Source organism: Streptomyces sp. NPDC006174, assembly GCF_040614075.1.
Taxonomy (GTDB): Bacteria; Actinomycetota; Actinomycetes; order Streptomycetales; family Streptomycetaceae; genus Streptomyces.
Window position 1 is genome coordinate 253,302 of the sequence record NZ_JBEXTJ010000006.1, and the last position, 19,760, is coordinate 273,061.

Consider the following 19,760-nt stretch of genomic DNA (forward strand, 5'->3'; position numbering starts at 1 on the left):
CCACCGCTCTGGCCTGCGAAGAAAGGCCAGGCTCGCCTTCCGGCCAGTCATCCGAACAGCCCCTTTCGGCGCCGGTCCGGCCGTCGGCGGTCCTCCGCGTGGCAGAGATGCAGAGATACGGAGACGCAGAGGTGCGGAGATACGGACCGGGCCCGGCTCTGGGCCCGGGTCCCGCGGACGGAGGGCGACGCGATGGACACGGCCGTCGGCAAGGAACGGGCCAGAGGTGCGCTGCTGGGTCTCGCGGTCGGGGACGCGCTCGGCGCCCCGGCGGAGAACCTGCGGCCTTCGGAGATCCGCCGCCGCTGGGGACGGATCGAAGGGTTCGTGAGCGAGGACCCGGCGGGGACCGACGACACGGAGTACGCGATCTTCTCCGGGCTGCTGCTGGCCCGGCACGGCTCCGCGCTCACCGTCTCGCACGTGGAGCGGGCCTGGCACCACTGGATCGCGGACCTGGACGAGGGCCCGTTCCGGGGTGCCGGGTTCAGTGAGCGCGGCACGCTGGAGAACCTGCGCCGGGGCCTCGCCGCACCGATCTCGGCCCAGCACCGGCACGCCTGGAGCGACGGCCTGGCGATGCGCGCGGCGCCCTTCGGAGTCTTCGCGGCCGGACGTCCCGCCGAGGCGGCCCGGCTGGTCGCGGTGGACGGCCGGGTCAGCCATGAGGGCGAGGGGATCTACGGGGGCCAGGCGGTGGCGGCCGGCGTGGCGGCGGCGATGGTCGGCGCGGGCCTCGCCTCGGTGATCGCGGCCGCGCTCTCGGTGGTCCCGATGGACTCCTGGACGGCCCGCTCGCTGCGCCGCGCGGTGGCGGCGGCCCAGCGCCCGTACCCGGACCGGCTCACGATGGAGCGGGCCGTACGGTCGGCCGTGGTGATCGGCGGCTATCCGTGGACGGACCTGGCGCCGGAGGCGGTGGGCCTGGCGTTCGGCGCGTTCACGGCGGCGCGCGGCGACTTCCGTACCGCCGTGCTGACCGCTGTGAACATGGGCCGCGACGCGGACACGACGGCGGCGGTGGCGGGGGCTCTGGCCGGTGCGCTGCACGGTTCGGACGCGATCCCGGCGGAGTGGGCGGCGGCGATCGGGCCGGTGCGCGGAAGCTGCCTGCCGTCGATGCGCGGCTACCACGTGCTGGACATCGCCGACCTGCTGACACCGGAGAGCACGGAGGCGGCGGAGAGCCAGGGCCGTGGCGGCGGGCGTGAGCCTTCCGCCGTACGGGACATGGCATCGGTGGCCGCGTCCTTCGAGCCCGTACGGGAGGAGCGGCGATGACGACGACCGGGCTGTCCGCAAGCGCCGCCGCACCCTCCCGACGCGCCCGGATCGAAGGCCTGCTCCTCGGCCTCGCCTCCGGAGACGCCGCCGGGTGGCCTGCCGCGCGGCACCGGGCGGCCCGGATGCCCGAGTGGACCCGGCGGCTCACCAGGGAGCTGGACACCTTCGCCGAGCAGAACGCCACCACCACGCTCCCGGTGCCCATCGCGCTCAACCAGCCGCCGGAGCCCCTGCGGCTCGGGCCGTCCGACGACGCCGAGTGGGCCGCGTTCGCCGGCCGTACGGTGCTGGCGGCGGCGGCCGACGCGGACGGGCTCTCCACCGGCCGCCGGATGCGGGACGCGGTGGACCGGGCCTGGAACGCGCTGGCCGCCACCGTCGCAGCCGCGAGTGCCCGGGCCCCCGAGGTGGAGGCGGCGGTGCTCCCGCTGCGCGCCCGGATCTCGGTACGGGCCGGGCTCGGCAACCTGGCCGCCGGGCTGCGGCCGCCCGCCACCGGCCACGACAACCCGCACTACTTCGACGACGCCGCCTGCGTGCGGGCCGCCGTCCTCGCCGTCGTCCACCCGGGCGATCCGGGGGAGGCGGCGGCGCTCGCGGAGTTCGACGCCCGCTACACCCAGGACGGCGACGGGGTGCACGGCGCGCGGGCCATGGCCGCCGCGATCGCCGTGGCGCTGACCGGAGCGGACGTCGACGCGGTGGTGAACGCCGCCCTCGCCCAGCTCCCCGAAGGCACCGAGATCGCCCGCAACGCCGCGCACGCGGTCCGCCTGGCCCGGGAGTTCGCCGACGAGCCGGCCGGGGCGTTCGCCCTGGTCCCGGTCCTGGAGCACCAGATCGTGGACCACGTCTACAGCTACGGGATCGCCGCCGCCGAGACCGTACCCGTGGCCCTGGCCCTCACCACCGCCGCGCGCGGCGAGATCGCCCAGGCGCTCCCGGCCGCCGCCTGCCTCTCCCGGGTCGCGGACTCCGCGCCCGCGCTGGCCGGTGCGCTGACCGGGACGATCGGCTCGGTCACCGCCGTACCGGCGGGCTGGCGCGAGGCGTGCCGGACGCTCGCGGGCTGTGCGCTGCCTCGGCTCGCGGGCACGGATCTGGTCGAACTCGCCGGGCTGCTGGCAGCCACGGAACCGGCTACTCCGGGTGGACAATTCCGGCATGACGCCCACAACGGCCACGGCTCCCGCCACCTCGATCCCGCAGACCTCCCCGACCACGCCCACACTCGATGACCGCATCAGCCGCGCCCTCGTCGGCGCCGCCGTCGGAGACGCCCTCGGCGGCCCGGTCGAAGGCTGGACGCCCGAGCAGATCGCCGAGCGCCACGGCGGCCGGGTGACCGGCATCGTCGGCCCCTGGCACGGCGAGAACTGGCGCACCGCCCGGCCCATCGCGCCGTACCACAAGGGCGACGGGCACGTCACCGACGACACCCTGATGACCCATGCGCTGATCCGGGTCTATGAGAAGGTCCGCGACCACCTCGACGCGTACGCCGTCGCCGACCACCTCGTCCCGGATCTGCTCTCGCCACGCTGGATCCCGGAGCTGGAGGCCGAGGCGCTGCCGCTCCAGCGGATCTTCCTGGCGGAGAAGTGGCTCGTGGCCCGGCTGCACTACGGGCACGTCGATCCGCGCGAGGCCGGTGCGGGCAACATCGTCAACTGCGGGGCCGCGATGTACATGGCACCGGTCGGCCTGGTCAACGCCGGTCATCCGGAGGCCGCGTACGCCGAGGCGCTGGAGGTCGCCGCGCCTCACCAGTCCTCGTACGGACGCGAGGCCGCCGGAGTCTTCGCGGCCGCCGTCGCCGCCGCCTGCCACCCGGGCGCGACGCCGGACGCGGTGATCGACGCGGCCCTCGCGCTGGCCAAGGACGGCACCCGGTCCGCGATCGAGGAGGTCTGCGAAGTCGCCTCGCACCACGGCGACTTCGAGTCCGCGCTCGCGCCGCTGCGGGCGGCGGTGGAGCCGTTCGACACGGTCGGCCCCGACTACCGCTCCCCCACGCTCGGCGCCCGCCGCCCGTCCCGGCTGCACGCCATCGAGGAACTGCCCATCGCACTGGGCATGTTGCTGATCAGCGGCGGCGACTACCGGCGTACGGTGCTCGGTTCGGTCAACTACGGCCGGGACTGCGACTCCATCGCCACGATGAGCGGCGCGCTCGCGGGCGCGCTGGGCAGTGAGGTCCCGGCCGACTGGGCGGATACGGTCGCGGAGGCGAGCCGACTGGACCTGGAGGCCCCGGCCCGGACCCTGGCGCAGGTGGCCCGCGAGGTCTTCGCCCGTGACCTGGAGCGCCGCGCGGCCCACGAAAAGGCGTTCACCGCGATGGCCGGTGAGCGGTGATCGTCCTCCCGGCGCGGGAGCTGCCGGAGGACCCGCGCCTGCACCGTGCGCAGGGCCCGAGCACCTGCCGGACTCAGTCCGAGGACCCGCGCGTCCGCCTCACCTGGGTGCAGGCCGAGGATCTGGTCGGGCACGAGCTGCGGCAGGCCGCGCAGGACGGGCGGGACGCGCGGGAGATCGCGGAGCGGTGGTACGCGGCCGGAGGCAGCCCCGCACCGGACCGCGCGGGCGCGTCCGAGCCGCCCGCACCGCCGCGTCTGCGCGAGCTGGCCGGTGAGCTGCTGGACGAACTGGCCGCGCTGGAATCGCCGTTGGCGGCGGACGAGCCGACCGGCCTGGCCGAGATCGCGGCCGCCTGCCCGCAGTGGCCGGGGCCGCCGGAGACCGGGCCGGCTCTGACCGGCCAGGACAGGCGGCCCGCCGCCGGCCGGGACCGGACGCCTTCCGTCGACCGCGACCGCCTGCACGCCGCCTGGCTCGGCCGGGCGGCGGGCTGCCTGCTCGGCAAACCGGTCGAGAAGGTGCCGCTCGACGGCATCCGCGCACTCGCCCGCGCCGCCGGCAACTGGCCCCTCACCACCTGGTTCACCGCACGCGGCGTGCCTCCGGACCTCCTCGCCGCCCACCCCTGGAACCGCCGCTCGGCCCCGACCTCCCTCGCCGAGAACATCGACGGCATGCCGGAGGACGACGACCTCAACTACGCGCTCCTCACCTTGCTGTTGCTCCAACGGCACGGCCGCGCCTTCACCACCGCCGACCTGGCCCGCCTCTGGCTCGACGAACTCCCGGCGGGCCGCGCCTTCACCGCCGAGCGGATCGCGTACGGCAATCTCCTCGCGGGCGTCGAGCCACCGGAGACGGCCCGCTTCCGCAACCCGTTCCGCGAGTGGATCGGCGCTCAGATCCGGGCCGACGTGCACGGCTGGACCCATCCCGGCGACCCGGCCGGAGCCGCCGCCCAGGCCCACCGCGACGCGATCCTGACCCACACCGCCAACGGGGTGTACGGCGCGATGTTCACGGCGGCCGCGCTCGCCGTGGCGGCGGGCGGCGAGAGCGATGTGCACGGCTGCCTGGCAGCCGGGCTGCGGGTCGTGCCGCCGCACTCGCGGTACGCCCGCGCGGTCCGGCTCGGGGTCGAAACGGCGCGTACGGAAGGCGAGTTCGACACCGTGGTGGACCAGCTGCACGCCGCGTATGCCGACACCCACCACTGGGTACACGTGCTGCCCAACGCCGCACTGCTCGCCGCCGCACTCACCCACGCCGACGGCGATTTCACCCGGTCGATCGGTAACGCGGTCTCCGGCGGCTGGGACACCGACTCCAACGGGGCCACCGCGGGCTCCCTCGCCGGACTCCTCGCCGGCGCCCCGACCGCTCTGCCCGACCACTGGACGGCCCCGCTGAAGAACCGCCTCGCCACCTCCGTACCCGGCTACGACCAGGCCGGATTCGACACCCTCGCCGCACTGACCCACCAGGAGGCTCTGCGCCCATGACCCGTATCGCGGTGCTCGGCAGCACCAACATGGACCTCGTCGCCTACACCGCCCGAGCCCCGGGTCTCGGAGAGACCGTCACAGGCCGGGAGTTCCGCACGATCCCCGGCGGCAAAGGCGCCAACCAGGCCGTCGCCGCCGCCCGCGCGGGCGGCGAGGTGACGATGATCGGCGCGGTCGGCGACGACGCGTACGGCGTCCGACTGCGCGACGGCCTCGAACACGCCGGAGTGGAAACGGACTTGCTCCACACCGCCGAAGGCCCCAGCGGCACCGCGCACATCGTGGTCGACGACGCCGGGGCCAACGCGATCGTGGTGATCCCCGGTGCCAACGGCGTCGTCACCGCGCTCGGCCCCGGCGAGATCGCGGCGATCGCCGCCGCCGAACTGCTGCTGATGCAGCTCGAACTCCCGCTCTCCGCCGTCGTGGAGGGCGCCCGAGCCGCCAGGTCCCAAGGCGTACGGACCATCCTCACGCCGTCTCCCGTACAACCACTTCCCGATGAACTCCTGGACCACATCGACCTGTTGATCCCCAACGAGCACGAGGCCGCCGAACTCTCCGGACAGGCCGAACCACACGCGGCCGCGCAGATCCTGCTGCGTCAGGTGCCGGAGGTGATCATCACGCTCGGCGCGAAGGGCTCCTTGTACGCGGCCCGTGGCGGCGAGCCGGTGCTCTTCGCGGCGCCCGAGGTGAGCGCCGTCGACACGACCGGCGCCGGGGACACGTTCGTCGGGGCGCTGGCGGTGGCGCTCGGTGAGGGGCGGCCGGTGGCGAAGGCGCTGGCGTTCGCCTCCTCGGCCGCCGCGCTCTGCGTCCAGAAGCCGGGCGCGTCCACGTCCATGCCGTACCGCAGCGAGATCGAGGCAGCATGAGTACGACAGCAGCAGGACCTCTGACCGGGCTGAAGGTCATCGACCTCGCCACGCTCTTCGCCGGGCCGCTCGCCGCCACCATGCTCGGCGACTTCGGCGCCGACGTGATCAAGGTCGAGCATCCTCGTACACCCGACCCGTCACGCGGCCACGGACCCGCCAAGGACGGCGTCGGCCTCTGGTGGAAGCTGCTAGGCCGCAACAAGCGCAACCTGACGCTCGACCTCTCCGCGCCCGGTGGCCGGGACGTGCTGCTCCAGCTGGCCGCCGAGACCGACGTCATCATCGAGAACTTCCGGCCCGGGACGCTGGAGCGCTGGGGCCTCGGTCCCGAGGAGCTGCACGCGGTCAACCCGCGGCTGGTGCTGGCCCGGGTCACCGGGTTCGGCCAGTTCGGGCCGTACGCGCACCGGCCCGGCTTCGGCACGCTGGCGGAGGCGATGAGCGGGTTCGCGGCGATCACCGGCGAGCCGGACGGGCCGCCGACGCTGCCGCCGTTCGGGCTGGCGGACTCGATCGCGGCGCTGGCCACGGCGTACGCGGTGATGGCCGCGCTCGCCGGGCGGGAGAAGACGGGCGAGGGGCAGGTGGTGGACCTGGCGATCATCGAGCCGATCCTGACCGTGCTGGGGCCACAACCTCTCTGGTACGACCAGCTCGGCTACGTCCAGCCGCGCACCGGCAACCGCTCCCGCAACAACGCGCCGCGCAACACCTACCGCACCGCCGACGGTCACTGGGTCGCGGTCTCCACCTCCGCGCAGTCCGTCGCGGAGCGCGTGATGCGGCTGATCGGCCGGCCGGAGCTGATCGAGGAGCCGTGGTTCGGATCGGGCACCACCCGGGCCGAGCACACCGAGGAGCTGGACGGGGCCGTCGGCCACTGGATCTCCCGCCACAGCCGCGAGGAGGTGCTCAACGGCTTCGAGAAGGCGGAGGCTGCCGTGGCGCCGATCCATGACGTACGGGAGGTGATGGAGGACCCGCAGTACCGGGCGCTGGGCACGCTCGCCGAGGTCGACGATCCGGAGCTCGGGCCGCTGCGGATGCAGAACGTCCTCTTCCGGCTCTCCGAGACACCGGGCGCCATCCGCTGGGCGGGCCGCCCGCACGGCGCGGACACCGAGGAGATCCTGGCCGGGCTCGGCCTCTCGGAGAGCCGGATCGCCGCGCTGCGCGACCAGGGGGCGCTGTGACCGGCCGTCCGATCCCGGGCCCGCCGCTGCCGGAAGGCCCGCCGCCACCCCTCGGCCGACCGCCGCTGACCTGGCTGTACGTCCCCGGAGACCGGCCGGAGGTGGTGGCCAAGGCGCTCGGCTGCGGGGCGGACGTGGTGATCGTCGACCTGGAGGACGCGGTCGCACCCGACCGTAAGGAGTACGCGCGGGCCGCCACCGCCGAGCTCCTCGCCGACCCGGTGACCGCCGCTCCCGACGCCGTACCGGTCCATGTCCGGGTGCACGGCGAGGACGACATCCGCGCGCTGACGCACCTGCCGGGCCTCTCCGGTTTCCGCCTGCCCAAGATCACGCACGCGGTCTCCGTGCACCATGTGGCGGCGGTGGCCCCCGGCGTACCGCTCTATCCGCTGCTGGAGTCGGCGCTCGGCGTGGAGCACGCGTACTCGATCGCGTCGGCCGACCCCGCCGTCCGGGGCATCGCGCTGGGCGAGGCGGATCTCCGTGCCGATCTCGGCGTACGGGAGGACAGCGGGCTGGACTGGTCGCGCAGCCGGCTCGTGGTGGCGGCCCGCGCGGCCGCACTGCCGCCGCCCGCACAGTCGGTCTTCCCGGACGTGCGGGACCTGGACGGGCTGTGGGCGTCCTGCGTACGAGGGCGGGGGCTCGGGCTGCTGGGGCGGGCGGCGATCCATCCGCGTCAGCTGGAGGTGATCGAGCGGGCGTTCCGGCCGACGGCCCAGGAGATCGCGGCGGCGGAGGAGATCGTCGCGGCGTCGGCGGTGGAGGCGGGCGCGCTGGCGCTGCCGGACGGGCGGTTCGTGGACGCGGCGGTGGTGGCGTCGGCGCGCCGCACACTGGCGATCGCCGGGCGGTCCTGAGGTTTCTCAGGTCCGCCCGGCGATCGGGCGGTGATGCGCGCGGGAGGTCAGCTCTTGTCGGCTGCCTCGGTGGCGGTGCCCTTCTTCTTCAGCGGGTCGCTGCCGTCGGCGCCGGCCTCGGACGGGTCCGCGTCCTTGTCGGCGGCCTCCGCGTCGTCGTCCTTCCTCGCGGCCTCGGCGTCCTTGTCCGGCTCGACGATCTCCTCGCGGCCCGGGCGGAGCCTGGCGGAGATCACGATGTAGACGACGGCGAGGACGAAGACGATGATCGCGGTCCACACGTTCAGGCGGAGGCCCAGGACGTGGTGGGCCTCGTCGACCCGCATGTACTCGATCCAGCCGCGACCGGCGCAGTAGGCGGCGACGTACAGCGCGAACGCCCGTCCGTGGCCGAGCCTGAAGCGGCGGTCGGCCCAGATGACCAGCAGCGCGACGCCGATGCACCACAGCGACTCGTAGAGGAAGGTCGGGTGGTACGTCCCGGCGACCCGGTTCGGGCCCTCGCTGATCTCCAGCGCCCACGGCAGGTCGGTCGGCTTGCCGTACAGCTCCTGGTTGAACCAGTTGCCCCAGCGGCCGATGGCCTGGGCGACGGCGATACCGGGGGCCAGCGCGTCCGCCCAGGCGGGCAGCGGGATGCCGCGGCGGCGGCAGCCGATCCAGGCCCCGACCGCGCCGAACGCGATCGCGCCCCAGATGCCGAGGCCGCCCTCCCAGATCTTGAAGGCGTCGACCCAGTTCTGGCCATCGCTGAAGTAGAGCTGGTAGTCGGTGATCACGTGGTAGAGCCGGCCACCGACGAGGCCGAAGGGCACGGCCCAGACGGCGATGTCGGCGACGGTGCCGGCTTTGCCGCCACGGGCGACCCAGCGCTTGTTGCCGATCCAGACGGCGACGAAGACACCGACGATGATGCAGAACGCGTAGCCGCGCAGCGGGATCGGGCCGAGCTCGATCACGCCGGTCGACGGGCTGGGAATGGAGGCAAGGTTCATGGCGAGGTCGACGCTACCCTGCCGGGCGGTGGGTACGGCAAGCCACCCGGCAACGTCTGGATAACGAGGGCCCTGTCACCGGCCCGCACGCACCGCCTCTCCGCCTGCTCCTCCGCCTGCTCCTCCGGCCGCTCCTCCGGCCGCTCAGGAAGCCGGCGCGGACGGGGCGGCGGTGCCGGGCTTCTTGCTCTTGTTCGCCTCGGCGACCCACTTCTTCAGGTTCTCCACGGAGATCTGCTCGTCGCCCTTCTTCGGGAAGATCGACTCGCCGTTGAGGAGCGCGGTCGGAGTGCCCTGGAAGCCGCCCTCGCGGAACGCCGTGTCGGACTTCTGGACCCAGCTGTCGTGCTCGCCGTCCTCCACACAGCTGCGGAAGGCGGGCGTGTCGAGCCCTTCGACCTCACCGGCCAGCTCGATCAGCCGGCTGTTCTTGGCGAAGGCGTCGTCCGGCTCGGGAGGCTGGTTGCGGAAGAGGACGTCGTGGTACGGCGCGAACTTGCCGACGTCCTGGGCACAGGCGGCCGCATTGGCGGCGCGGAGCGAGCCCTTGCCGCCGAGGTTGCCGTCGATGATCGTGGCCAGGTGGTACTCCACCTTCAGCCGGCCCGCCTCCACCAGCTCGGTGATGGTGTCCCGGAAGGCGTTCTCGAACTGGGCGCAGACCGGGCAGCGGAAGTCCTCCCAGATCGTGAGCGTGGACGGGGCGTCGGAGGCGCCGACCGGCAGGGTCAGGGAGTCCTCGCCGGTCGCTCCGGACGGGGTGATGGCGGGGCCGGAGGCGGTGTCGCCACCGCTGTCCTTGCCGACGTTGGCCGCGATCAGGCCGACCACGGCGGCCAGCGCCAGGACGCCGACCACGGCGGAGGAGACGATCAGCGTACGGCGGCGCTTGTCGCGGCCCTTGTCCCGCTCGCGCTGCTGGGCCAGGCGCTCACGCGCACTTCGGTTTCCCTCAGGAATCTTGTCGCTCACACCCGCAGCAACGAACCGGGGAGGCACGTACGCGCCTCCCCGGTCCATATTCCACCCATTCAGGTGACGCCGACGCTCAGCGCTTTCGAACGCCTTGCGCCAGCTCGCCCGCCAGCGAGCGGACGGCGTCGAGGCCGGCGGCCTCGTCCGGAGCGTCCAGGATCGCCTTCACGAAGGCCGTACCGACGATCACGCCGTCGGCGAATCCGGCGACCTCGGCGGCCTGCTCGGCGTTGGAGACACCGAGGCCGACGCAGACCGGCAGGTCGGTGGTGGCGCGGGTGCGTCCCACCAGCCCCTGGGCCTGGGCCCCGACGGAGGCGCGGGTGCCGGTGACGCCCATCAGGGACGCCGCGTAGACGAAGCCGCTGCCCGCTGCCGTGATGGTGGCGAGGCGGGCGTCCTGGCTGCTGGGCGCGACGACGAACACGGTGGCGAGGCCGTGCTTGTCGGCGTGCTCGCGCCACAGCGCGGACTCCTGGACCGGCAGGTCGGGCAGGATGCACCCGGCGCCGCCCGCCTCGGCCAGTTCGGCGGCGAAGCGCTCGACGCCGTACCGGTCGATGGGGTTCCAGTACGTCATCACCAGGATCGGCACGCCGGTGGCCTCGTACGCCTCACGGACCGTACGCATCACGTCGGCGATCCTGACGCCGCCGCGCAGGGCGATGTCGTCGGCGGTCTGGATGACCGGTCCGTCGAGCACCGGGTCGCTGTGCGGGAGCCCGATCTCGACGACGTCGGCGCCGCCCGCGATGACGGCCTTGACCGCCTCGATGCCGCCGTCGACGGTCGGGAAGCCGGCCGGCAGGTAGGCGATGAGCGCGGCCCGGTCCTCGGCCTTGGCGGCGGCGAGCGTGGTGCTCAACAGCTCGATGTTGCCGCTCACTTGGCGTCCTCCTCGATCTCGGCGCAGTCGCTGTCGGCGTCCGCCTCGACGGCGGCGTCGGTGTCGTACAGCCCGAAGTAGCGGGCGGCGGTGTCCATGTCCTTGTCACCGCGGCCGGACAGGTTGATGAGGATCAGCCCCTCCTTGCCGAGCTCCTTGCCGAGGTCCAGCGCACCGGCGAGCGCGTGGGCGCTCTCGATGGCCGGGATGATCCCTTCGGTACGGGAGAGCAGGCGCAGAGCCCGCATGGCGGCGTCGTCGGTGACCGCGCGGTACTCGCCGCGCCCGATGTCCTTCAGGTACGCGTGTTCCGGGCCGATGCCCGGGTAGTCCAGACCGGCCGAGATGGAGTACGGCTCGGTGATCTGGCCCTCGTCGTCCTGGAGGACGTAGGAGCGCGAACCGTGCAGGATGCCCGGCTCACCGGCCGTCAGGGTCGCCGCGTGCTCGCCGGTCTCCACGCCGTGTCCGGCGGGCTCGCAGCCGACCAGGCGGACACCGGCGTCCGGGATGAAGGCGTGGAAGAGGCCGATGGCGTTGGAGCCGCCGCCGACACAGGCGACCGCCGCGTCCGGCAGGCGGCCGGTGCGCTCCAGGAGCTGGCGGCGGGCCTCGACGCCGATGACGCGGTGGAAGTCGCGGACCATCGCCGGGAAGGGGTGCGGACCCGCGACCGTACCGAAGAGGTAGTGCGTACGGTCCACGTTGGCGACCCAGTCGCGGAACGCCTCGTTGATGGCGTCCTTGAGGGTCCGGCTGCCGGACTTCACCGCGACGACCTCGGCGCCGAGCATCCGCATCCGGGCCACGTTCAGCGCCTGGCGCTCGGTGTCGATCTCGCCCATGTAGATGGTGCAGTCGAGGCCGAAGAGCGCGCAGGCGGTCGCGGTGGCGACGCCGTGCTGACCGGCTCCGGTCTCGGCGATGACCCGCGTCTTGCCCATGCGCCGGGTGAGCAGCGCCTGGCCGAGCACGTTGTTGATCTTGTGCGAGCCGGTGTGGTTGAGGTCCTCGCGCTTGAGGAAGACCCGGGCACCGCCGGCGTGCTCGGCGAAGCGCGGGACCTCGGTCAGCGCGCTGGGCCGGCCGGTGTAGTTCACCATCAGCTCGTTGAGCTCGGCGGCGAAGGCCGGGTCCGACTTGGCCTTGTCGTACTCGACGGCGACCTCGTCCACGGCGGCGACGAGCGCCTCCGGGATGAACTTGCCGCCGTAGGCGCCGAAATAGCCTTCGGCGCTGGGGGTCAGACCCTCGGGGTCCGGAATGAAGAACTCGGACGTCATGCGACGTACTCCTTGGCGTGCATGGCAACGGGTGGGTTCACCGTATGCGCGGAGGGGTGCCCGGTGGATCAGGGCCGGTAAGGGCGCGGCGTCCGGTGTGGTGCGCCGCAGGGCACCGGAGCGTCCTCATCGCGGAGCGATTCGGACGTTTCGGCAACCCCGCGAGGGATGGGGCCTCCCCTGCTCGAGCGCAGCCGAGAGCTTGGGGAAGTGCCAGACGTCGTGACCCCGGTCATGATCCGCCGGGTGTGCCTCAGAGCGAGCGCCACCGGGACCGGCGTGCGGTCGGGGTGGTGCGGTCGTACGTACGAGAGTGCGTACTGCGGTACGTCGGCCGGGGCTCGCTACTGCGCGGACCCCGGGCGCCATCGCATCCCGTTCACCTGGCCGGGCTCGTCACCGATCACGTACCGCACACGCCGTCCGTGCACGCGCCGGGCGGGAGCGCGGCAGCCGCGGTGCCAGAAGGGCGGCGCGCAGCGCCTCGGTTGAGGGTGGTGGTGGGAGACGGGTGGGCGGCAGCCGCGCGCCGGCGGGGCGTGCGGATCCCGGGCCGGAGCCCCGGCGGGGCACAGGCCCGGCCGGATGCGGTCCACGGGACGGTCGGTCATGGTCGTCGGGCTCCCGGTCAGCCGCGGCCGTGGCGGAGCGCCGGGTGGGCGCCGGCGGCGACCAGGTCGGCGACGGCTCCGCGCGGGTCGCGGCCGGTGACCAGGGACTCGCCGACCAGGACGGCGTCGGCGCCGGCGTTGGCGTACGCGATCAGGTCGTGCGGGCCGCGGACGCCGGACTCGGCGACCTTGACGATGTGGTCGGGGATCTCGGGGGCGACGCGCTCGAAGGTGGAGCGGTCGACCTTGAGGTCCTTCAGGTTGCGCGCGTTGACACCGATGATCTTCGCTCCGGCGTCCACGGCGCGCTCCGCCTCCTCCTCGTCGTGCGCCTCGACGAGCGGGGTGAGCCCGATGGACTCGGCGCGCTCGATCAGGGAGACGAGCGCCTCCTGGTCGAGGGCGGCGACGATCAGCAGCGCGAGGTCGGCGCCGTATGCCCGGGCCTCCCACAGCTGGTACGAGGTGACGATGAAGTCCTTGCGCAGGATCGGGGTGTCGACCTTGGCGCGGACGGCCTCCAGGTCGGCGAGCGAACCGCCGAAGCGGCGCTCCTCGGTGAGGACCGAGATGACGGACGCGCCACCGGCCTCGTAGTCCGCGGCGAGGGCGGCGGGGTCCGCGATGGCGGCCAGGGCCCCCTTGGACGGGGACGAGCGCTTGACCTCGCAGATGACGGTGACGCCCTCGCCGCGCAGGGCGGCGACTCCGTCCTTGGCCTGGGGGGCGCGGGCGGCGCGCTCCTTCAGCTCGTCGAGGCTGACGCGCGCCTGCCGCTCCGCGAGGTCGGCGCGAACGCCGTCGATGATCTCGTCGAGCACACTCACGCGAGCGGCCCCCTTCCGGAACGGTTGACGGTGAACAGGATCAGCCATACCGATGGTATCCGCAGGAGGCCCTGGGGCCCGCATCCGGCCACGCCGCGTCCCACTACCTGGGCATTCAGGGGGCCAGGGCCGAGCCGAACGGCAGATTCCGGACGACGGTGAAGACCAGGAGCAGCGCACCGATGCTCCACCACCAGGCCGGTGCCAGGGCGATCCGGAGCGGCCGGCCGCGCCAGGCCCGGACGAGCCAGAGGACCCACACGGCGGCGAGGAGGAAGTAGCCGGTGGTGGCGACGGCGTTGGCGGAGAAGGCGGCGCCGAGGTCGCCGTGGATGAAGGCGTGGGCGCTCCGGAGGCCGCCGCAGCCGGGGCAGAAGGCGCCGGTGATCTTGAGCAGCGGGCAGACGGGGTAGTGGCCGGGCTCGTTGGGGTCGACGGTGCCGACGTAGGCGAAGGCGGCGGTGACGGTGGCGAGGATGCCGAGGGGGGTGACGAGGCCCCGCCGGCCCGTCGGAGGCCTTGCCGGGTCCGTCGGGGGCCCTGCCCAGCCCGTCCGGCGTTTGAGGACGGAACCGTGGCTGTGAGGGCCGGGCGCCTGCGAGGGATCCTCGCCCGAGGGGTCAGTGAGTTCCGGGCCCACCCCGGAAAGGGTTCCGTCCTCAAACGCCGGACGGGCTGAAATGGCGCGGGTTCCGTCCTCAGGCGTCGGGCGGGCTGAGGTGGGTACGGCCATGTCAGGCGTCGGGCAGACCGTCAGCGGCATGTTCCAGGGGCCGACGCCCTGGGGCTCGGCTTCGGGGTTCGGGTTCGGGGTCGGGGTGGCGTCCACCCGGTGATTGTCGCCGGTCATACGGAAAGGCGCAGCCCACCCGGGGCTGCGCCTTGCTGCGTGTCGGCCGCGCGGGTCAGTGCGAGACCTGGGCCTCTCCGGCGCGCGCCCGGGCCTCCACCAGCTCGGTGGACTCCTTCGGCATGCCGAAGCCGGCCAGCTTCATGGCGTAACCGACGATGCCACCGGCGAAGATCAGGGCGATACCGGCCCAGAAGCCGAGCGGGTTGGCCGCGACCATGAAGACGCCTGCGACGCAGAAGCCAATGAAGGCGATGATGACACCGGTCCAGGCGGCCGGGGTGTGTCCGTGGCTCGTGCCCGCCATGAGTTGCTCCTTGTTGATGTTGCGCGGTGGGTATCGCGTTGGGTGTCGCTGCAGCTGTCGCTCGGGGGACGGCTCGCCTCCATTGTCCCGTACGGGAGCACCGGAGCGACGCCGGGGGTCCACCCCTCGGCAGCGTTCAGCCCGTCGGGTCCTCGCCGCGGTCCAGGGCCTTCCACAGCTCCTCGGGCCGGTCCGGGTCCGGGGCGGTGCGGGGCGCCTTGCGGGGGCGCGGGGTGCCGTCGCGCTCGTACCGGCCCGACATCACGGGCCAGCGGCTGCCGAAGCGGAGGGCGAGCAGCCCGGCGACCAGGATCAGCAGACCGCCGGCGGCGGTGACGTACGGCCAGGCGGTGTGGGTGAGGGCGTCGATGGTGGCGGCGGTGTCACCGGTGGTGCGGGCGGCCTGCTCGTCGAGGGCCGTGCTGTCGGTCGCGCCCGCCCAGGCGCTGAGCGCGGCCCCGAGGCCGCTGAGCGCGAGGAGGACGGCGACGAGGCGGCGGCCCGCGCCACGGACGGCGAAGACGGCGACGAGGGCGGCCAGGCCGACGATCGCCAGGGCGGCCGGGGCGCCGGTGACGTCCTGGCCGTCGGCGGTCAGCGGCAGGGCGCCGCCGCCGGTGGCCGCACGGCCCTCGGCCCAGGTCTGGCCGGAGGCCAGGAGGACGACGGTCGCGCCGGCCGCGCCGAGGAACAGCCCGGCCGCGAGGGACCGGCGGCTGCCTCGGCCGCCCGAGGAGTCGGGCGCGGGGTCGGCGGTGACGGTACGGGGCTGGGGTACGGGAACAGCACTCACGCGTTCCACTATCCCCTACCGCCTCAGCGGTCGTGGAGCCGGTTGGCCGTATGGACCGCGCGCAGCACGGCGGCCGCCTTGTTGCGGCACTCGGTGTCCTCCGCGACCGGGTCCGAGTCCGCGACGACACCGGCGCCCGCCTGCACGTACGCCGTACCGTCGCGCAGCAGCGCGGTGCGGATGGCGATGGCGGTGTCGGAGTCCCCGGCGAAGTCGAGGTAGCCGACGCAGCCTCCGTACAGTCCGCGCCGGCTCGGCTCCAGCTCCTCGATGATCTGCATGGCGCGCGGCTTCGGGGCGCCGGAGAGGGTGCCGGCCGGGAAACAGGCGGTGAGGACGTCGAAGGCGGTGCGGTCCTCGGTGACGCGGCCGGTGACGGTGGAGACGATGTGCATCACGTGGGAGTAGCGCTCGATCGACATGAAGTCGACGACCTCCACGCTGCCCGGTTCGCATACCCGGCCCAGGTCGTTGCGGCCGAGGTCGACGAGCATCAGGTGCTCGGCGCGCTCCTTGGGATCGGCGAGCAGCTCCTCGGCGAGCACCTGGTCCTCCTGCGGGGTGGCGCCGCGGTGCCGGGTCCCGGCGATCGGGTGGACCATGGCACGGCCGTCCTCGACCTTGACCAGGGCCTCCGGGCTGGAGCCGACGACGTCGAACCCGTCGAAGCGGAAGAGATACATGTACGGCGACGGGTTGGTGGCCCGCAGCACCCGGTAGACGTCCAGGGCGCTCGCGGTGCACGGCGTCTCGAACCGCTGCGACGGGACCACCTGGAAGGCCTCGCCGGCGCGGATGCGCTCCTTGATGTCCTCCACGGCCTCCTGGTAGGCCTCGCCGCCCCAGAGCGCGGTGTACGGCGGCAGCTCGGACGGCGGCAGAACAGCGGGGGCGTTCTCGACCGGGCGGCGCAGGTCCCGCTCCATCGCGTCGAGCCGGGCGACGGCGTCCGCGTACGCCTCGTCGACGCCGGTGGAGAGGTCGTTGTGGTTGATCGCGTTGGCGATCAGCTGGACCGTGCCGTTCTGGTGGTCGAGGACGGCGAGGTCCGAGGTGAGGAGCATGGTCAGCTCGGGCAGCTTCAGGTCGTCGCCGCCGTGCTCGCCGATCTTCTCCAGGCGGCGGACGACGTCGTAGCCGAGGTAGCCGACCATGCCGCCGGTGAACGGCGGCAGCCCCGCGTCGCCGACCAGGTCGCGCGGGGTGTGGAGGGTCTCGACGGTGGCGCGCAGGGCGTCCAGCGGGTCACCGTCGACCGGGACGCCGACCGGCGGAGTGCCGAGCCAGTGGGCCGCGCCGTCGCGGGCGGTGAGGGTGGCGGCGCTGCGTACGCCGATGAAGGAGTAGCGCGACCAGGTCCGGCCGTTCTCCGCGGACTCCAGGAGAAAGGTGCCGGTGCGCTCGGCGGCGAGCTTGCGGTACAGGCCGACCGGGGTGTCGCCGTCCGCGAGGAGGCGGCGGCTGACGGGGACGACGCGCCGGTCGACGGCCAGCTTGCGGAAGGTGTCGAGATCCATGGCCGGACCTTAGCTGTCGAGGAGGGTGAGGACGTCGGCGTCGAAGCAGGTGCGGTCGCCGGTGTGGCAGGCGGCGCCCGTCTGGTCGACCTTGACCAGCACGGTGTCGGCGTCGCAGTCCAGAGCGACGGACTTCACCCGCTGGATGTGGCCGGAGGTGTCGCCCTTGACCCAGTACTCCTGGCGGCTGCGCGACCAGTAGGTGCAGCGGCCCGTGGTGAGGGTGCGGTGCAGCGCCTCGTCGTCCATCCAGCCGAGCATGAGCACCTCGCCGGTGTCGTACTGCTGGGCGATGGCCGGGACCAGACCGTCGGCGCCGCGCCGGAGGCGGGCGGCGATGGCGGGGTCGAGGCTGCTGGCGGGCGGCGTGGGGCCGGGCGTGCTGGTCATGGGCCCATTGTGCCGTGGCCACGACCGGTCTCCGGGCGGACGTCCACTGGGCGGACCACGGGTGACAGTCGTACGCTGGCGGGCATGTCGACCCATGCGAAGCGTGAACGTCTTCTGCTCGCCGATCTGTTGGAAGCGGCCGGCCCCGAGGCCCCGACACTGTGCGGGGGCTGGAAGACCCGCGATCTGGCGGCCCATGTGGTGGTCCGTGAGCGCCGCGCCGACGCGGCGGGCGGGCTGGTGATCTCCGCCTTGAAGAACCGGCTGGAGCGGGTGCAGGCCGAGTTCGCGGCGAAGCCGTACGAAGAACTGATCCAGCTGATCCGGACGGGCCCGCCGCGGTTCTCGCCGATGTCCCTCAAGCAGATCGACGAGGCGGCGAACACGGTGGAGTTCTTCGTCCACGCGGAGGACGTACGCCGGGCCCAGCCGGACTGGTCGCGGCGCGAGCTGGACCCGGTCTTCGCCGATGCGCTCTGGTCCAACGTCGAGAAGACCGCCCGGATGCTGGGCCGCAAGTCCCCGGTGGGCCTGGTGCTGCGCCGCCCGGACGGCCGGACGGCGGTGGCCCGCAAGGGCACCCCGGTGGTGACGGTGACCGGGGAGCCTTCGGAGCTGCTGCTGTTCGCGTTCGGCCGGCAGGACACGGCGGACGTCCAGGTGGAGGGCGAGAAGGACGCGGTGGACCGGCTGCACCGGGCGGAGCTGGGGATGTAGCGGCTTCTACGGTCCCAGCAGCCGCCGGGCCGCCAGGGCCAGCGAGACCTCCACGGCGTCCTTGGGCCGGGTGAGGCAGCGGCCGGTGAGCTGTTCGAAGCGGCGTAGCCGGTTGAGGACGGTGTTGCGGTGGCAGTAGAGCCGCGCGCCCGCCCGCTGCGCCGAGCCGTCCGCGTCCAGCCAGGCGGTCAGCGTCTCCAGGATGACGTCCCGGTCCGAGGGGTCGAGCCGGTCCAGCGGCCCGAGCACCCGGTCGGCGAGTGCGGAGCCGAGGGCCGGTGAGGAGACGACGAGGGCGTCCGGGAGGTGCTCGTCGAGCAGGACCGTGCCGCCGGAGGCCGGACAGGCGCGCAGAGCGGTCTCCGCCAGCCGCCGGGCGTCGCCGAGCGCGGCCAGGCCCTCGACGGCGGAGCCGATGCCGATCCGGGTGCCGGCGGGAGCGTCCAGAGCGGCGGCGATGGCGTGCAGTTCGCCGGGGTCACCGGAATCGCCGGTGAGCCGGAGGATGGCGAACTCGGCGTCGGGGCCGGTGTGCCAGAGGGGTGCGGTGGCCGGCTGCGGGACCGCTTCCGGTCCTGAGGTCGGCCCTGTGTGCCAGGCCGCTTCCGGTCCCGCAGCCGATCCTGCGGTCGGTCCCGCGTGCGGGCGCTGAGCCACGTCCGTACGTCCGCTCTGTCCGTACGGGGCGGCGCCCGGTGACAGCGCGACCGGCAGCGTGACGCGCGGCCGGGCAGACGCCGACTGCCGCGGTCCGCCGGACCGTACGGAGGCCATCGCACCGCCGGACCGTACGGAGGCCACCGCGAGTACGGCGTACCGACCCTGCTCCGGCAGGCCCAGCATCTCCGCCGCCTCGCAGAGGTCCGCGATCCGGGCGGTTCCGTCGAGCAGCGCCGCGATCATCAGCCGCTGCTGGTTCTCGCGCCGCCAGGAGAGCCGGCGCTCGGCCTGCCGGTAGGCGTCCGCGACGATCCCGCAGTGCTCGTCGACGAAGTTCCACACATCGGCGGCGACATGGACGAGCAGCCGTACGTCGTCGGGGTCGCGGCGGGCCGTCTCGTCCACCAGGTCCTGCCAGACCATCGCGCCGCCCATCCGGAAGGCGTGCAGGACGGCGTCGAGCGGTACGCCCTGCGCGGCCCGGATCTCGCCGATCCAGCGGGAGGTGCGGTGGGCGGCGTCGCGGAACTCCTTGGGCTGGAGCAGCGAGCCGACGTTGTGGCGCAGCGAGTGGTGGACCTCCTGCCAGACCTCGGCCCGGTCGGAGTCGATGGCCGCCCGGTAGCCGGGCTCCTGCTCGTACAGGGCCTCGACCAGCCGGTCGGTGAGGACCGGGAGCGAGGCGACGAGGACCCGGGCGGCCCGGTGCAGCACCTCGACGGCTTCGCGGTCGGCCAGGGAACGGAAGCGCTGGGGCAACGGCGCCGCGGCGTGGGTGCCGTGCAGCACCGCGAACCGCGGACGTACGACCTGTGGCATGGCGGCCTCCACCGGAGATCGACCGGGCGATCCTGACGCCCGC

20 protein-coding genes are annotated in these 19,760 nt (G+C 73.6%); 8 read left to right on the forward strand and 12 right to left on the reverse strand.

Going from position 1 to position 19,760, the window contains the following annotated elements; all coding sequences use genetic code 11:
* Positions 1-192 precede the first annotated feature (192 nt).
* The 7 genes from ABZ267_RS15830 to ABZ267_RS15860 are packed head-to-tail and all read left to right on the forward strand — an operon-like array spanning position 193 to position 8,087.
* Complete coding sequence (locus ABZ267_RS15830) at positions 193-1,281, forward strand: ADP-ribosylglycohydrolase family protein (RefSeq protein WP_356748768.1); 1,089 nt, start codon at positions 193-195, stop codon at positions 1,279-1,281.
* On the forward strand, positions 1,278-2,522 hold the full coding sequence (locus ABZ267_RS15835) for an ADP-ribosylglycohydrolase family protein (protein ID WP_356748770.1): 1,245 nt from the start codon (positions 1,278-1,280) through the stop codon (positions 2,520-2,522). The genes ABZ267_RS15830 and ABZ267_RS15835 overlap by 4 nt, the downstream gene beginning before the upstream one ends.
* Complete coding sequence (locus ABZ267_RS15840) at positions 2,449-3,642, forward strand: ADP-ribosylglycohydrolase family protein (protein ID WP_356748772.1); 1,194 nt, start codon at positions 2,449-2,451, stop codon at positions 3,640-3,642. Before ABZ267_RS15835 ends, ABZ267_RS15840 begins: the two co-directional genes overlap by 74 nt.
* 38 nt (positions 3,643-3,680) lie before the next feature.
* Positions 3,681-5,147, forward strand: a complete 1,467-nt coding sequence (locus ABZ267_RS15845) for an ADP-ribosylglycohydrolase family protein (protein ID WP_356748910.1) — start codon at positions 3,681-3,683, stop codon at positions 5,145-5,147.
* Positions 5,144-6,028, forward strand: coding sequence for a ribokinase (rbsK, locus tag ABZ267_RS15850; protein ID WP_356748774.1), 885 nt, complete (start codon positions 5,144-5,146; stop codon positions 6,026-6,028). The genes ABZ267_RS15845 and rbsK overlap by 4 nt, the downstream gene beginning before the upstream one ends.
* The gene (locus ABZ267_RS15855; protein ID WP_356748776.1) at positions 6,025-7,224 is read left to right on the forward strand and encodes a CoA transferase; all 1,200 of its coding nucleotides are present in this window, start codon (positions 6,025-6,027) and stop codon (positions 7,222-7,224) included. Before rbsK ends, ABZ267_RS15855 begins: the two co-directional genes overlap by 4 nt.
* Positions 7,221-8,087 (forward strand): aldolase/citrate lyase family protein, encoded by an 867-nt coding sequence (locus ABZ267_RS15860; protein ID WP_356748778.1) that lies wholly within the window; start codon positions 7,221-7,223, stop codon positions 8,085-8,087. Before ABZ267_RS15855 ends, ABZ267_RS15860 begins: the two co-directional genes overlap by 4 nt.
* Before the next feature lie 47 nt (positions 8,088-8,134).
* Here ABZ267_RS15860 and lgt read toward each other — a convergent pair whose 3' ends face one another.
* From lgt to hisI, 11 genes are all read right to left on the reverse strand, one after another.
* Positions 8,135-9,082, reverse strand: a complete 948-nt coding sequence (lgt, locus tag ABZ267_RS15865; protein WP_356748780.1) for a prolipoprotein diacylglyceryl transferase — start codon at positions 9,080-9,082, stop codon at positions 8,135-8,137.
* A 144-nt stretch (positions 9,083-9,226) separates the two neighbouring features.
* Positions 9,227-10,054 (reverse strand): thioredoxin domain-containing protein, encoded by an 828-nt coding sequence (locus tag ABZ267_RS15870; protein WP_356748782.1) that lies wholly within the window; start codon positions 10,052-10,054, stop codon positions 9,227-9,229.
* 76 nt (positions 10,055-10,130) lie between these two features.
* Entirely contained in the window at positions 10,131-10,943 is an 813-nt protein-coding gene (trpA, locus tag ABZ267_RS15875; RefSeq protein ID WP_356748784.1) for a tryptophan synthase subunit alpha, read from the reverse strand.
* Positions 10,940-12,226 (reverse strand): tryptophan synthase subunit beta, encoded by a 1,287-nt coding sequence (gene trpB / locus ABZ267_RS15880; protein ID WP_356748786.1) that lies wholly within the window; start codon positions 12,224-12,226, stop codon positions 10,940-10,942. The genes trpA and trpB overlap by 4 nt, the downstream gene beginning before the upstream one ends.
* Positions 12,227-12,570: 344 nt before the next feature.
* Positions 12,571-12,837 carry a tryptophan synthase subunit(beta) gene (locus ABZ267_RS15885; protein ID WP_356748788.1) on the reverse strand — a complete coding sequence of 89 codons (267 nt, stop codon included), beginning with the start codon at positions 12,835-12,837 and terminating at the stop codon, positions 12,571-12,573.
* A gap of 17 nt (positions 12,838-12,854) precedes the next feature.
* Positions 12,855-13,664 (reverse strand): indole-3-glycerol phosphate synthase TrpC, encoded by an 810-nt coding sequence (trpC, locus tag ABZ267_RS15890; protein WP_356748790.1) that lies wholly within the window; start codon positions 13,662-13,664, stop codon positions 12,855-12,857.
* A gap of 115 nt (positions 13,665-13,779) precedes the next feature.
* Positions 13,780-14,304, reverse strand: a complete 525-nt coding sequence (locus ABZ267_RS15895; protein WP_356748912.1) for a DUF2752 domain-containing protein — start codon at positions 14,302-14,304, stop codon at positions 13,780-13,782.
* 265 nt (positions 14,305-14,569) lie between these two features.
* Positions 14,570-14,821, reverse strand: coding sequence for an HGxxPAAW family protein (locus tag ABZ267_RS15900; RefSeq protein ID WP_356748792.1), 252 nt, complete (start codon positions 14,819-14,821; stop codon positions 14,570-14,572).
* A gap of 136 nt (positions 14,822-14,957) precedes the next feature.
* Complete coding sequence (locus ABZ267_RS15905) at positions 14,958-15,623, reverse strand: TIGR02234 family membrane protein (RefSeq protein WP_356748794.1); 666 nt, start codon at positions 15,621-15,623, stop codon at positions 14,958-14,960.
* A gap of 14 nt (positions 15,624-15,637) precedes the next feature.
* The gene (locus tag ABZ267_RS15910; protein WP_356748796.1) at positions 15,638-17,131 is read right to left on the reverse strand and encodes an anthranilate synthase component I; all 1,494 of its coding nucleotides are present in this window, start codon (positions 17,129-17,131) and stop codon (positions 15,638-15,640) included.
* Between the two features lie 9 nt (positions 17,132-17,140).
* Complete coding sequence (hisI, locus tag ABZ267_RS15915) at positions 17,141-17,521, reverse strand: phosphoribosyl-AMP cyclohydrolase (protein ID WP_109166180.1); 381 nt, start codon at positions 17,519-17,521, stop codon at positions 17,141-17,143.
* Positions 17,522-17,605: 84 nt separating this feature from the next.
* On the opposite strand from hisI, the gene ABZ267_RS15920 reads away from it, so the two are divergent.
* Positions 17,606-18,238 carry a TIGR03085 family metal-binding protein gene (locus tag ABZ267_RS15920; protein ID WP_356748798.1) on the forward strand — a complete coding sequence of 211 codons (633 nt, stop codon included), beginning with the start codon at positions 17,606-17,608 and terminating at the stop codon, positions 18,236-18,238.
* Positions 18,239-18,244: 6 nt separating this feature from the next.
* Here the strand turns inward: ABZ267_RS15920 and ABZ267_RS15925 are convergent, their stop codons facing one another.
* Positions 18,245-19,717 carry a helix-turn-helix domain-containing protein gene (locus ABZ267_RS15925; protein WP_356748800.1) on the reverse strand — a complete coding sequence of 491 codons (1,473 nt, stop codon included), beginning with the start codon at positions 19,715-19,717 and terminating at the stop codon, positions 18,245-18,247.
* Between the last annotated feature and the right edge of the window lie 43 nt (positions 19,718-19,760).

Coding starts and splice junctions, on each gene's coding strand:
- ABZ267_RS15835 (WP_356748770.1), top strand. CDS start 1,278: ATGACGACGACCGGGCTGTCCGCAAGCGCCGCCGCACCCTCCCGACGC.
- hisI (WP_109166180.1), bottom strand. CDS start 17,521: ATGACCAGCACGCCCGGCCCCACGCCGCCCGCCAGCAGCCTCGACCCC.
- trpB (WP_356748786.1), bottom strand. CDS start 12,226: ATGACGTCCGAGTTCTTCATTCCGGACCCCGAGGGTCTGACCCCCAGC.
- rbsK (WP_356748774.1), top strand. CDS start 5,144: ATGACCCGTATCGCGGTGCTCGGCAGCACCAACATGGACCTCGTCGCC.
- ABZ267_RS15920 (WP_356748798.1), top strand. CDS start 17,606: ATGTCGACCCATGCGAAGCGTGAACGTCTTCTGCTCGCCGATCTGTTG.
- ABZ267_RS15885 (WP_356748788.1), bottom strand. CDS start 12,837: ATGACCGACCGTCCCGTGGACCGCATCCGGCCGGGCCTGTGCCCCGCC.
- ABZ267_RS15900 (WP_356748792.1), bottom strand. CDS start 14,821: ATGGCGGGCACGAGCCACGGACACACCCCGGCCGCCTGGACCGGTGTC.
- ABZ267_RS15830 (WP_356748768.1), top strand. CDS start 193: ATGGACACGGCCGTCGGCAAGGAACGGGCCAGAGGTGCGCTGCTGGGT.
- ABZ267_RS15840 (WP_356748772.1), top strand. CDS start 2,449: ATGACGCCCACAACGGCCACGGCTCCCGCCACCTCGATCCCGCAGACC.
- ABZ267_RS15910 (WP_356748796.1), bottom strand. CDS start 17,131: ATGGATCTCGACACCTTCCGCAAGCTGGCCGTCGACCGGCGCGTCGTC.
- lgt (WP_356748780.1), bottom strand. CDS start 9,082: ATGAACCTTGCCTCCATTCCCAGCCCGTCGACCGGCGTGATCGAGCTC.
- ABZ267_RS15855 (WP_356748776.1), top strand. CDS start 6,025: ATGAGTACGACAGCAGCAGGACCTCTGACCGGGCTGAAGGTCATCGAC.
- ABZ267_RS15925 (WP_356748800.1), bottom strand. CDS start 19,717: ATGCCACAGGTCGTACGTCCGCGGTTCGCGGTGCTGCACGGCACCCAC.